Consider the following 12,540-nt stretch of genomic DNA (forward strand, 5'->3'; position numbering starts at 1 on the left):
CGTCACCCCCCGCCAGCGTGCCCAAACTCGGTCGGTACGTTCTGCCGCTGGCCTTTCTCCTGCTGCTGGTCACCATCGCGGCGGCGGTCAGCGTGGGCTCGGCCGATCTGCCCGTGGACAGCGTCCTGCGGGCGGTGGCCAGCCATGTGGGCCTGCCGGTCCAGCCCTTACCGGCGTTGCCGGACAGCATCGTGTGGGACCTCCGGCTGCCCCGGGTGCTGCTGGCCGCACTGGTCGGCGCCGGTCTGGCGGTGTGCGGCGCGGTGCTACAGGCGCTCACGCGTAATCCGCTGGCCGACCCTTTCCTGCTCGGTGTGTCGTCCGGCGCCTCAACCGGCGCGGTGGCGGTGCTGGTCCTCGGCATCCGGATCGGCGCCGGCCCGCTCGATCTGACCACCGGCGCGTTCGTCGGCAGCATGGCCGCGTTCGGCGCGGTCCTGCTGCTGGCCGGTCGGCGGGCCGGCGAGCCAACCCGGATCGTTCTCGCCGGGGTGGCCGTCTCGCAGCTCTTCAGCGCGGTGACCAGCTTGATCGTGATCTCGGACGCGCACACCCAGGACACTCGTAGCGTCACGTTCTGGCTGCTCGGGTCGCTGACGGCGGCGTCCTGGCAGGCGGTGGCGCTGAGCGCCGTGGTTGTCGGGCTCGGCGTGCTGGTCTGCTGGACCAGTGCGCCGGCGCTGGACGCGTTCGCGTTCGGCACCGATACCGCTCGTTCGCTCGGCTTTTCTCCCGGGCGTACCCGGCTGTTGCTGTTCAGCGTCACAGCCCTGATGGCGGCCGCGCTGGTCGCCGCGAGCGGTGCCATCGGCTTCGTCGGGCTGACCGTGCCGCACGCCGTCCGGTTCCTGCTCGGCACCCGGCATCGCACGTTGCTGCCCACCTGCGCGGTGATCGGCGCGATCTTCCTGATCTGGGCGGACACTGTGGCGAGGACGGTCTTCTCGCCACAGGAACTGCCGGTGGGCGTGCTCACCGCGCTGCTCGGGGTGCCAGTGTTCGCGCTGGTCATGCGACGTCGGACGGGCACACCATGATCGGGTCGGACGCTGCCGGCCGAAGCGTGGACAGCGATGGCCGGGCAGCCGGCGGTGCCGGAGAGGCCCGGCCAGGCGGTGACCAGTACCGGGCTGGAGCCTCGCCGGCGCGGCTGCACGCGGACGGGGTCGGGTGGGGTGTCGCCGGCGCACGCATCCTGGCCGGGGTGGCGCTCACCGCCGAGCCGGGCGTCACGGTCGGGCTGCTCGGGCCGAACGGCTCCGGCAAGTCGAGCCTGCTGCGGCTACTGGCCGGACTGGCCCGACCGGAGTCCGGGAGGGTGCTGCTCGACGATGTTGCGGTAGGGGCGATACCCCGACGTGCCCTCGCTCGGCGGATCGCGGTGGTCACCCAACAGGTCGCCACCGATGTGGAGATGTCCGCACTGGAGGTGGTTCTGCTGGGCCGGATCCCGTACCGGCCGCGCATTGCCGGGGTCGGCGCCGCAGACCTTGACCTGGCACGGCGCGCTCTCGCCGAGGCCGGTCTGGCCGGCTTCGAGCAGCGGCGCTGGTCCAGCCTGTCCGGCGGCGAGCGGCAGCGGGTGGACCTGGCCCGTGCCCTGGTGCAGGAACCGGATCTGCTGCTGCTCGACGAGCCGACGAACCATCTGGACATCCGGCACCAACTGGAGCTGCTGCGGTTCCTCGCCGAGTCGACCAGCACCGTCGTGGTGACCCTGCACGATCTCAATCTGGCCGCCCGGTACTGCGACCGGTTGGTGCTTTTGTGCGAGGGCCGGGTGGTCGCGGCGGGTACGCCCGTCGAGGTTCTCACCTCAAGCCGGATCGAGCAGGTCTATCGGGTACGAACGGACGTCGTCATCGCCCCTGACGGGCGGCCCCGAGTCTGGTACCGCAGGCCCTCGCCGTAGCGGCGGAGCGCGCCCCTCGGCGACGGCGCGGCGGGACGGGGGAGGATACGACAATGGAGCGTACGTTGGCGGACATCCTGGAGGCGGCGACACACGGGGACTTCCCGCCGTCGGACGGCGGGACCACAGTGGTCGCGCAACCGAGCCGCCGCGACGCCGGGGTCATCGCCTTCACCGGCCACTCGGTGGTGTTCACCGACGAGGACCCCCAATGGGTACGCCGTACGGTGGCCGCTGTCGAGTGCGACCCGTTGGCGGCCACGATGAATCCGCGCTTCCTGGGTGCTCTGCTCGACCGCACCCGGCGGTCCATGGACACCATCGACCTGCTGACCGTGGCGAGCTGCCTCAACGGGGCTCCGCCACTGCAGCTGACCGAGCTGACCGAGGCTGATCATCCGCGCGAGGTCAGGGCCCGTCGGCGTCGTGACGACGTGCGCGTCTGGGCCGCCGAGGGTGGGGTGATCGTTCTCGGCCGAGGGGTGGCCGGCCGCTGGGAGGTGGCGATCGAGGTCGACGACGAGCATCGCCACCGGGGCCTGGGGAGAGCGCTGGCGACAGCGGCCCGGCATCTGGTGCCGGACGGTCGACCGGTCTGGTCCCAGCAGGCCGTCGGCAACGCGCGCAGTGTGCGCGCCTTCCAGGCGGCCGGGTTCCGGCCGGTGGGTTCCGAAGCTCTGCTCCTCGCGGCGTAGGCACAGGGCACGCGTCGCGGACCACACTGTCGACGAACTCGTGCTCGGCCGGGACGTTTCCGCGATCACGCCCGGGGGCATCTCGGCGGGAGATTCACTCGCCAGTCACCCCTTGAACGAGGAGACCAATATGTCCGCCCAGGCGTTCCTGTACATCGTCGCCGTCATCCTGATCGTGCTCGCGGCCCTGCCACTGCCCACCCGGGGTGTCTCGCTCGCGCTGCTCGGCGCCGCCTGCGCCCTGCTCGCGTACGCCTGGCCGGTGATCACCGCCTGACCGGGGTCTGCCGTCCTCCTTCGACGCGGGACCGACGGATCGATGCTTGCCGAGCTTCTTTCACAAGCGTAGGAAGAACACCACCGTCGGTCCTTCATCGATCCGCCGTCCTGCGTCGAAGGAGATGCGTGTGACCACTTCCCGAGGGCTCCGTCTCGCCGTGTCCGTGCTGGTGACCGCGGGCGCCGTCCTGCTCGGCACGGCGGCCCCCGCGGCGCCGCCGACGACTGCCGGACCAACGGGACGTCCGTCCTGCGACCCGATCGACCCGACCGCCTGCCTGCTGCCGTTCCCGAACGACTACTTCACCGTGCCCGACCGGACCAGCCCCACCGGCAAGCGGGTGCGGATCGCCGCCTCCGCCATGCCGGCCAACGTGCAGGGGACCCCGATCGACCCGACGGAGTGGAACCGGCAGGACGGGTTCAGCCCCGGCTCACCCATCCTGGTGCGGGTTCCCGGCCTCGACGCGGCGGCGACCGGGATCGCGCCGGTCACCGACATCGGCCGCTCGCTGGCACCGGACGCGCCGATCGTCCTGCTCGACGCGCGGACCGGGAAGCGCACGCCGTACTGGGCCGAGCTGGACGCGCACGCGGTCGACCAGCCCGACCGGCAGGTGCTGATCATCCGGCCGGCGGTGGCGCTGACCGAGGGCACCCGCTACGTCGTCGGCCTGCGTGGCATGCGCGACGGCACCGGGGCGACGATCCCGGCGCCGGCGTCGTTCAGGTCGTACGTGACAGGTGTCGGCCTCGGCCATCGGGACAGTCGCGCCCCGCAGATGAGACGGATCGTCACCGACCTGACCAGGGCCGGCGTCACGCGGCACAGCCTCTACCTGGCCTGGGACTTCACCGTCGCCAGCCGGCAGGGCCTGACCGGGCGGATGCTGGCGATGCGGGACGGCGCGTTCGCCGCCCTCGGTCGGGCCGCGCCGTCGTTCACCGTCACCCAGGTGACCGACTACGCCCCGGAGCAGGAGCCGCTGATCGCCCGTCAGGTGACCGGCACCATCGGCGTACCGTCGTATCTGACCGGCGACGGCGGTCCCGGCTCCGGGCTGCACTACGGACCAGCCGGCGGCCCCGGGACGCCGCAGACGCCGAACGCCCTGCCCACTCCGTCCGGCGCGACACTGGCCGCCGACTTCGTCTGTACCATCCCGCGCAGCGCCACCGCCGCGAAGCCGGCTCACCTGTCGCTCTACGGCCACGGCCTGCTCGGCAGGCCGACCGAGGTCAACGCCGGCAACGTCAGGACGATGGCGAAGACCCACAACTTCACCTTCTGCGCCACCAGCTGGATCGGCATGGCCGCCGCCGACGTCCCCTACGTGGCCGGCGCCTTCACCGACCTCAGCGCCTTCCCCGCGGTGGCGGACCGGTTGCAGCAGAGCTTCCTGAACTTCCTCTTCCTGGGCCGCACGATGATCCACCCGGGCGGTCTCGCCGCCCATCCGGCCTTCCGCGACGCCACCGCTCGACCGCTGATCAACCTGGCGGGAGGGCTGCACTACGACGGCAACAGCCAGGGCGGCATCAACGGCGGGGCACTCACCGCCATCGCGCAGGACTGGACCCGTTCCGTGCTCGGCGTACCGGCGATGAACTACTCCACACTCCTGCAACGCAGCGTGGACTTCGCCCCGTTCCAGACCGTGCTGGACGGCTACTACCCGGACCGGGCCGACCAGCAGCTGATTCTCGCGCTGCTGCAGATGTTGTGGGACCGGTCCGAGGCCAATGGGTACGCGCAGCACATGACCGACCGGCCGCTGCCGCGTACCCCGGCACACCAGATGCTGATGCACGTGGCCTTCGGCGACCAGCAGGTGTCGCCCGCCGCGGCCGAGGTCCAGGCGCGCACCATCGGTGCCCGCCTGCACACTCCGGCTGTCGCCGACGGCTGGTCCTCGGACGTGCGCCCGTACTGGGGGATCGCGCCGATCCGCAGGTACCCGTACACCGGCTCGGCGATGGTGGTCTGGAACAGCGGCGCGGCGCAGGCGCCGCCGCCGACCAACCTCGCACCGGCCGGGCCGGAGTACGGCGACGACTCGCACGAGTTCCCGCGCGCCCAGGCCGGAGCCCAGAAACAGAAGGCGATCTTTCTGCTCACCGGCAAGGTGGTGGACGTCTGCGCGGGTGGGCCCTGCCCGTGAGGCGGTGACCGGGCGCGGCCCGGCGGGGGGACCGCCGGGCCGCGCGCGGCGGTCTGACCGCCCACGGTGACGTACGCGGTCTCGCCGATCTGCACCGAGTTCACGCAGCGCGGGTTGGTCTCGGCGTGGGCCGGTCCGGCGATCGCCAGCGTCGCGGGCACCGCCAGCCCGGCCGCCGCGAGGATGCGCACGCCACGTCGGGAGAGACTCTTCCTCGGTGACCTCCTTCGATGCACCGGGACCGTGCGGCCCGGTGTCGTCGACGCACCACATTGATCGCTGCCGTCGCCCGTTCGGTAGCCTCTGACACGCTCTGACAACGCCTGACGACGCCGTCTGACATGGGGGAGTGGATGAAGGACCAGCGCGCCGCAACGGATGGAGTTCCGGACCGATCGGCCGCCGGTGGGTTCGCCGAACAGTTGCGGGCACTGCGATCCGCGGCCGGTGACCCGTCCTTCCGCAAGATGGCCGGTCGGTCGGGCCGGATCTCGCACACGACGTTGCACGAGGCCGCCGCCGGGACCAGGTTCCCCTCCTGGGAGACCACCCGGGAGTTCGTCCGAGCCTGCGAGGCGGACGAGGCCCAGTGGCGACGGCGGTGGGAGGAGGCGCAGCGGCCGGCCTCGGCCGACGGCACCCCGGACGCCGACCCCGCGTCGGACGTCGCCGCGGCCGGGTCCGACGTCGCCGAGTCGGCGGACGCCGACACCGAGCCCGCCGCGACCGGCGCCGAGACCGCCGGCGACCCGGAACCGTCGACGAGGCACGCGCGGTCGGTGCCGGGTGACGCCCTGTCCTCGGCGGAGTATCGGAGCGACCTACGGGTCGCCGGGTACCCACCGGTCGAGGAGGACGCCGCAGCGCCCCGGAGCCGTTCGCCGTGGCTGGCCGCCGCAGCGGTGGTGATGGTGGTGGCGATCGTCGCCGTGCTGGGCGTGACCCTGCGGGACCTGTCGTCGCCGGACGACGGGGACACGCCCGCGGCACCGGCGTCGTCCGCCTCGCCGCCGTCACCGTCACCGTCGTCGTCGGCGTTCTCGGACTCGTTGATCGCCGGCGACTCGAGCACGTTCGTCGCGGACGTCACCATCCCCGACGGTACGCGGGTGAAGGTGAACAGCCAGTTCGTGAAGGTGTGGGCCCTCGCGAACGTGGGGAAGGTCGTGTGGCACAACCGTTATCTGGCGCGGACGAACCCGACCGCCGACGCGGACGGTTGCCAGGTGCCGGATCGGGTGGCGATCGGCGACACGCCGCCCGGCGAGCAGGTGATGATCAGCGTTCCGGTCACCGCGCCGAGCAGTCCCGGGAAGTGCTGGGTGAGTTGGAAGATGGTCGACGAGAACGGGCAGGAGTTCTTCCCCACCCGCCGACCGGTGTACTTCATGGTCACCGTCGTCGCCTGAGCGTGCCCGCGAGCGGCGTCAGGGTGCGACCGCCTCGCTGTCAGTTCCGGGCGCCCGCAAGCTGACAACACCGCATTCATCCAGGTCGGCGGCGGCCTGACGAATCTGACAGGACGACGGGGTACCGAACAGCAGGCGCCTCCTCGCATGGTGATGTCCGTTCCCAACGCGACTCACCCCCTACGAGGAGGATCGACAGTGCGCCGTCCCTGGTTGTCCGTCGGGCTCGCCGCGCTCTGTGTGGCAGCGAGCGTCCCGGTCCACGCATCGGCCGCGACACCCGACGCCACCGCCCAGCGCTCCGTCACCACCGCGGCGCTGCCGGTGGTGAACATGGAGGTCACCGTCCTGGCCGCCCAGATCGACCCGCGCCGTCCCGACAACACGCTCACCCCGGGCGCGAAGAGTTCCGTGCTCGCCGTCGAGCAGGCGCTCCAGGCCCGCAACCTGCTCGACGCGCAGTGGGTCGACGGCTACTTCGGCACCGTCACCATCTCGGCGTACGCGGCCTACCAGCGCTCGCTCGGATACACCGGCCTCGCCGCGAACGGGCTGCCCGGCACGACGTCGCTGACCAAGCTCGGGCAGAACCGGTACACCGTCGGCAACCCGATCGGCCCGGGCGCCAAGGTGCAGCGCGACGGGCAGGTCGTCAACGCCCGTACGCAAGCGATGCTGGCCGAGGCCCAACGTCTGCTCGGGTTCGCCCTGGTGCTCGAACAGGGCTCGTACAACCCGGGGGGTGACCCGACCTCGGCCGGCACCCATGACGGTGGTGGCGTGGTGGACACCGCGGTCACCGGCATGACCGCCGCCCGGCGCACCGCGGTGGCCCGAGCCCTCCGCCAGGTCGGCTTCGCCGCCTGGGTGCGTAACCCGAGCCAGGGTGACTGGCCGTGGCACATCCACGCCACGGCGATCAACGACACGGACCTGTCCAGCCAGGCGCAGCACCAGGTCGGGGACTACTACCTCGGCCTGAACGGCCTGGCCAACCAGGGCCCGGACGACGGCCCACGGATCCCGATCAGGACCTGGGAGCAGTACCAGCGCGGGCAGTGACCCGCAAACCCCCAACCGTTCTCGAAAGGACACCATGAACATCCGTAAGAGCCTCGCCGCCGCCGGCATCGCGCTGGCCGCGAGCACCTCGATCCTCAGCGGCGCATCGCCCGCCTCAGCGGCGGCCCGGGACGGGGTCTGCGACAGCGGCGAGTTCTGCTACTACTACAACAGCGGCAACGCCGGATCGATCTCGGACTTCACCGGATCGCTCGACGACTACGGCACCGAGCAGCCCTCGTGCTACGACTTCAAGGGCGCCGGCGCCGGCAAGGGCCTGTGCATCAAGAACGAGGCCGCCTCGGTCTGGAACCGCAGTACCAAGACCGTGCGCGTCTACTACAACAGCGGATACGCCGGTTCCTACCAGGACTTCGCGGCCGGCGCGAAGGGAAACCTCAACGCGACGCTGAAGAACAACAACGCCTCGCACCAGTTCTCGCCGTCGGCGCGCACGAACCTGTCGTACGCCCTGTACCAGGCCAGCGGCGGCACTGTCACGTGCGCCTTCGACGGGTACACCACGACGCCCGGCCGGCACGAGGGCATCGACATCGCCCGCAGCGTGGGCTCGGACGTGCGCGCCCTGGTTTCCGGAACGGTCACCTACGTCGCCCGGGGCACCACCGGCAGCGGCGGCCTGTCCACGATCTCCGTCTACAACTCCTCGCTCAACAAGACGGTGATCTACCTGCACACCGCGCCGAGGTCCGGGGTGGGCGTGGGCGACGCCATCAGCAAGGGCCAGATCATCGCCGACGAGTCGTGGCACGGGGTGTCCTCCAGTTCGGGCGCGCACACCCACGTCGAGGTCCGGGCCGGCCGGCAGACCCACGCGGCCGTCAGCGTCGGCGACCCCACCCTGGACAACGCCGACCCGACCGCGTTCTGGAACTCCCAGGGCTACAACGAGAAGTAGGACACCGTGAATATCCGCAAGGGCCTCGCCGCCGTCGGCGCCGTCCTCGCCATGTCCACCGCCCTCCTGAGTGTCGCCTCGCCGGCAGCGGCAGCCACCCGGGACGGCACCTGCGACAGCGGCGAGTTCTGCTACTACTACAACAGCAACCAGGCCGGTTCGGTCTCCGACTTCACCGACTCCCTGGACGACTACGGCACGACCCAACCGACCTGCTACGACTTCAAGGGCACGGGCAACGGCAAGGGCCTGTGCGTCAAGAACAACGCCGCGTCGGTGTGGAACCGGACCGGTAAGACCGTGCGGGTCTACTTCAACAGCAACTTCGCCGGTTCCTACCAGGACTTCGCGGCCGGGGCGATGGCGAACCTCAACGCCACGTTGAAGAACAACAACGCCTCGCACGAACTGCGCAGCGGAGCGACGGGGTGCAGCACCGACGGCACCAACAGCAAGCTGCCGAGCACCATCCTGGTCTACCGGGTCGGGCTCGGACGCGTCGACCGGGTCGACTTCAAGACGTACGTCAAGAACGTCCTCCCGAACGAGTGGATCACGAGCTGGCCGAACGCCTCGCTGGACGCCGGTGCCGTGGCCGTCAAGAGCTACGCCTGGTACTGGGCGTTGCACTCGACCCGCAAGACCCCCGGCGGGCAGTGCTACGACGTGCGTGACGACACCGGGGACCAGGTCTACCGGCCGTCGTCGGCGCAGGCCTCGACGTCCTCCGCGGTGGACCGCACCTGGTCGACCCGGCTGACCCGCAGCGGCAACATCCTGCGGGCGCACTACTGCGCGACGACGACCGCCTGTGGTGGCTGGGTCGACGGGGACTGGCTGTCCCAGTACGGCTCCCGTGACCTCGCCAACGAGGGCAGGACCTACCAGGCGATCCTGCGCTACTACTACCGCGACGTCGCCGTGTCCTGAGGGCGCCCGTCGACCGCGCCGCCCGCCGCAGAGCCGCGGCGGGCGGCGCGGTCGGTGGCCGTCAACACCAGGTCAGCGTCGAGTTGATCCGCGTGACGTTGCTGATGGTGTTGTTGGCCCCACCGCACGGGCTCTGGGTGATGTTGGTGCCGCTGACGGTCAGGTTCTGGAACCGGATGCCGGAGGAGATCGGGAACTCCGTCCGCGCCGCGATCCGCACCTCGCCGCCGCCCGTCACCGTTCCGGAAACCCCGGCGATGACGACGTTGTAGCAGTTCTCCACCAGGATCGAGTTGTTCCCCGTGTTCGAGATGGTCACCCGGTCGATGACCGCGCCACCGGACTCGGACACGCAGAAGATCCCCCGGCCACCACCGGACGCGATCACGGTCCCGACCCGGATGTTGGTCGGGTACGAGTTGCCCACCCGGCCGTTGCGGTTGGCCATCCGGAACGCCGCGTACCCGGTGCCCGCCCCGGCGTTCTGCGCGTCGACGGTGCCCACCGTGGCGTTGATCGTGTCGTTGAGCAGCAGACCGGAGTCGCGGGTGTTGCGGGCCGTCACCGTGCCGATGGTCAGGCCGTCCACGCCGTACGTCTCCACCCCGTGAGTGCCGGTCCCCGACACGTACACGGTGTCGATGCGGACGTTGCGCACCTTGACCGCCCGGTCCCCACCGTGGTTGTCGATGCGGATGCCCAGGCCGGAGGAGAGCCGCATGTCGATCTGCCCCAGCGTCAGGTTGTTCACGTTGCGCATGAAGATCCCGTACAGCGGCGACCCGGTCAGCGTGAGGTTCTGCACCTCGACGTCGGTGGTGCCGCGCGAGTACACCGGCGCCTGGTCGCCCGACCCCGACCCGGTCACGTTGATCGTGCCGCACACCGCCAGCGTCGTGTACGACGGCAGTGACAACCGCGAACCCGCGCTCACCGACCCGGAGCCGCGCACCACCACGCGCTGCTTGGACGTCCGACCCGGCGACAGCGAGGTGACCGCCGCCTGCATCGCCGACAGCATGTCCCCGCCCGTGTAGACGGTCGAGGAGCCGTTGCGGGCCGTCCAGGTGCCTCCGCTCAGCACGGCCTCGGCGTTCGTCGACCCGCTGCCGCAGCCGGTGCTCGGTGGGGTGCTGCCGCCGCCCACCGCTACCAGCTGCCACTGCTGGTTCGGGCCGTTGAGGTCCGTGTACTGACTGACCCGGCCGCCGTCGGCGGTGGACCGCTCCCAGACCTCGAGTGCCTTGGCGGAGTGGCGGTTGATGAGTCGGACGTAGCCGCTGTCCGAGTCGAGGACCTGGAACTGCTGGTTGGCGCCGTTGACATCCGGCCACTGGCGGTATTCGGCGCCGTCGGCCGTGTTCCACTCCCACAGGTCGACGACCTTGCCACTGTGCCGGGCCTTCAGGCGGTAGTAGCCACTCCCGGAGGACACGAACTGGAACTGTTGCCACGCGCCGTCGTTGCGGGACCACTGCTGGATCACCGCGCCGTCCGCCGTCGAGGTGTCCCGGACATCGAGGACCTTGCCGCTGTGCCGGTTGACCAGGACGTAGGAGGCGTTGGTGTCGATGGTCGCCGCGGCGGCCGGCGGTGCGCCGACCAGTACGGCACCGGCCGCGCCGACCAGCGTGGCGATCACGGCCAGCACCAGACCGGTACGCCCCGCGCGGCGGACCGGCTCGGCGCTGGACGGCCTTCTGATGGTGAACGGCATGGGTCCTCCTGTCTGGTGGTGGGCGGCGGCTATTCGCTGTGGAAGGTGGCGGAGCCGCGCTCGGCCGTCGAACTGACCGCCTCGATGTAGAGCAGCCCGTCGCGGTGGCGCACGTACCGCCCGGGGAAGTTCTGCGATTCCAGGGAGAGCCCGGCGCTGTCGGCCAGGCCGGCCCGGCGCTGGAAGCTGGCGTCGTTGCCGAAGAGGGCCGACCCGTCGTTCTTCTCGACGTACAGCGCATAGCCGCGGTGCCGCAGGAAGTAGCCGGGGAAGTTGGTCGACTCCAGCGACACCGATCCGCCGCCGGCGAGGCCGTTGACGATACGGAACTGGGAGTCGGCCAGGTTGGTCACGTTCGGCTCGATCCGGGCCCGGTAGTCGTAGTGCCGTATGTAGCTGCCACTCAGGTCATGTGCCCGCAGCCGGACCGGGGTGGCCCCGTCGGGCACCGGAATGCCGAAGTTCGGCGTGCCGTCGGCGTTCCAGTACAGCTTCTGGAGCCTGGTCCGCCGGTTCGGGTCGTTGAGCGGATCGCCGCTGATGTCGCGGTAGTTGCGGTCGTGGTAGACGAGGATGTCGCTCTGCCCGTCCTCGGAGACGGTGAAGGAGTTGTGGCCGGGGCCGTACTGGCCGGTGGCCGCGTTGCTGGCGAACACCGGTGTGGGGCTCTTGCTCCAGGAGGCGGCGTCGAGCAGGTTCGCGGTGGCGGAGGCGGTCAGCATTCCGAGGCAGTAGTTGGCGTCGGTGGCGCTGGCCGAGTAGGTCAGGAAGACGCGACCGTTGCGCTGGATCACCGCCGGTCCCTCCGCGACGCGGTAGCCGCGGGTCTCCCAGTCGTACGTGGGCACCACCAGGCGGGTCACCGTGCCCGTGATCTGCCAGGGGTTGGCGCCCATGCGGGCGAGGTAGACGTTGGAGTTGTTGGGCATGCTCGGTTCCTGCTGCGCCCAGGTCAGATAACGCACCCCGTTGACGACGAAGGTCGAGGCGTCGAGGCTGAAGGTGTCCCAGGGCGTCGTGATCCGGCCGCGTTCGGTCCACGAACCGTTGAGTGGGTTCGCGTTGGCGTTCTCCAGCACGTACATCCGGATCCGCCACACGTCATCGGTCCGGCCGGCGGCGAAGTAGACGTACCACCGGTTGTTGATGAAGTGGATCTCCGGTGCCCAGATGTGGGCGCCCATCTCGCCGCTGGTGTGTCGGTTCCAGATCGTCGTCTCCGCCGCCGTCGCCAGCCCTTGCAGGGTGGTCGCGCGTCGCAGCACGATCCGGTCGTACTGCGGCACGGTCGCGGTCATGTAGTAGTAGCCGTCGGTGTGCCGGACGATGTGCGGATCGGCTCGCTGGTTGACCAGGGGGTTGGTGTAGTTCACGGCTGGTGCGGCCTGCACCGGGCCGGCCGCCGGCAGCCCGGCCGACACGGCGAGCACCACCAACGCGGCTGCCACTGCCGAC

11 protein-coding genes are annotated in these 12,540 nt (G+C 70.6%); 9 read left to right on the forward strand and 2 right to left on the reverse strand.

Going from position 1 to position 12,540, the window contains the following annotated elements; all coding sequences use genetic code 11:
• Positions 1-17: 17 nt before the first annotated feature.
• The 9 genes from GA0070612_RS17680 to GA0070612_RS17720 all read left to right on the forward strand — a co-directional run bounded on the left by GA0070612_RS17680 (position 18) and on the right by GA0070612_RS17720 (position 9,368).
• Positions 18-1,037 carry a FecCD family ABC transporter permease gene (locus GA0070612_RS17680; protein ID WP_231924226.1) on the forward strand — a complete coding sequence of 340 codons (1,020 nt, stop codon included), beginning with the start codon at positions 18-20 and terminating at the stop codon, positions 1,035-1,037.
• Between the two features lie 26 nt (positions 1,038-1,063).
• Positions 1,064-1,912, forward strand: coding sequence for an ABC transporter ATP-binding protein (locus tag GA0070612_RS17685; RefSeq protein WP_231924227.1), 849 nt, complete (start codon positions 1,064-1,066; stop codon positions 1,910-1,912).
• Positions 1,913-1,965: 53 nt separating this feature from the next.
• Positions 1,966-2,607 (forward strand): GNAT family N-acetyltransferase, encoded by a 642-nt coding sequence (locus tag GA0070612_RS17690; RefSeq protein ID WP_088988904.1) that lies wholly within the window; start codon positions 1,966-1,968, stop codon positions 2,605-2,607.
• Between the two features lie 130 nt (positions 2,608-2,737).
• Positions 2,738-2,884 (forward strand): hypothetical protein, encoded by a 147-nt coding sequence (locus tag GA0070612_RS31895; RefSeq protein WP_167393644.1) that lies wholly within the window; start codon positions 2,738-2,740, stop codon positions 2,882-2,884.
• Positions 2,885-3,008: 124 nt separating this feature from the next.
• Positions 3,009-5,048, forward strand: a complete 2,040-nt coding sequence (locus tag GA0070612_RS17695) for a hypothetical protein (protein ID WP_231924228.1) — start codon at positions 3,009-3,011, stop codon at positions 5,046-5,048.
• Positions 5,049-5,401: 353 nt separating this feature from the next.
• Entirely contained in the window at positions 5,402-6,457 is a 1,056-nt protein-coding gene (locus GA0070612_RS17705; protein WP_167393645.1) for an NBR1-Ig-like domain-containing protein, read from the forward strand.
• Positions 6,458-6,655: 198 nt separating this feature from the next.
• Complete coding sequence (locus GA0070612_RS17710; protein ID WP_088988907.1) at positions 6,656-7,519, forward strand: peptidoglycan-binding domain-containing protein; 864 nt, start codon at positions 6,656-6,658, stop codon at positions 7,517-7,519.
• A 34-nt stretch (positions 7,520-7,553) separates the two neighbouring features.
• The gene (locus GA0070612_RS17715; RefSeq protein ID WP_088988908.1) at positions 7,554-8,438 is read left to right on the forward strand and encodes a peptidase inhibitor family I36 protein; all 885 of its coding nucleotides are present in this window, start codon (positions 7,554-7,556) and stop codon (positions 8,436-8,438) included.
• Between the two features lie 6 nt (positions 8,439-8,444).
• Positions 8,445-9,368, forward strand: coding sequence for a SpoIID/LytB domain-containing protein (locus GA0070612_RS17720; RefSeq protein WP_197699169.1), 924 nt, complete (start codon positions 8,445-8,447; stop codon positions 9,366-9,368).
• 61 nt (positions 9,369-9,429) lie between these two features.
• Here GA0070612_RS17720 and GA0070612_RS17725 read toward each other — a convergent pair whose 3' ends face one another.
• The gene (locus GA0070612_RS17725) at positions 9,430-11,085 is read right to left on the reverse strand and encodes an RICIN domain-containing protein (RefSeq protein ID WP_088988909.1); all 1,656 of its coding nucleotides are present in this window, start codon (positions 11,083-11,085) and stop codon (positions 9,430-9,432) included.
• Positions 11,086-11,114: 29 nt separating this feature from the next.
• Positions 11,115-12,533 (reverse strand): family 43 glycosylhydrolase, encoded by a 1,419-nt coding sequence (locus GA0070612_RS17730; RefSeq protein ID WP_231924229.1) that lies wholly within the window; start codon positions 12,531-12,533, stop codon positions 11,115-11,117.
• Positions 12,534-12,540: the final 7 nt, after the last annotated feature.

It is taken from the genome of Micromonospora chokoriensis, from assembly GCF_900091505.1.
Taxonomy (GTDB): domain Bacteria; phylum Actinomycetota; class Actinomycetes; order Mycobacteriales; family Micromonosporaceae; genus Micromonospora; species Micromonospora chokoriensis.

What these genes read in the sequence shown, in the direction of transcription:
- GA0070612_RS17690 (WP_088988904.1), top strand. Translation starts at nt 1,966, where the DNA reads ATGGAGCGTACGTTGGCGGACATCCTGGAGGCGGCGACACACGGGGAC.
- GA0070612_RS31895 (WP_167393644.1), top strand. Translation starts at nt 2,738, where the DNA reads ATGTCCGCCCAGGCGTTCCTGTACATCGTCGCCGTCATCCTGATCGTG.
- GA0070612_RS17725 (WP_088988909.1), bottom strand. Translation starts at nt 11,085, where the DNA reads ATGCCGTTCACCATCAGAAGGCCGTCCAGCGCCGAGCCGGTCCGCCGC.
- GA0070612_RS17715 (WP_088988908.1), top strand. Translation starts at nt 7,554, where the DNA reads ATGAACATCCGTAAGAGCCTCGCCGCCGCCGGCATCGCGCTGGCCGCG.
- GA0070612_RS17705 (WP_167393645.1), top strand. Translation starts at nt 5,402, where the DNA reads ATGAAGGACCAGCGCGCCGCAACGGATGGAGTTCCGGACCGATCGGCC.
- GA0070612_RS17695 (WP_231924228.1), top strand. Translation starts at nt 3,009, where the DNA reads ATGCGTGTGACCACTTCCCGAGGGCTCCGTCTCGCCGTGTCCGTGCTG.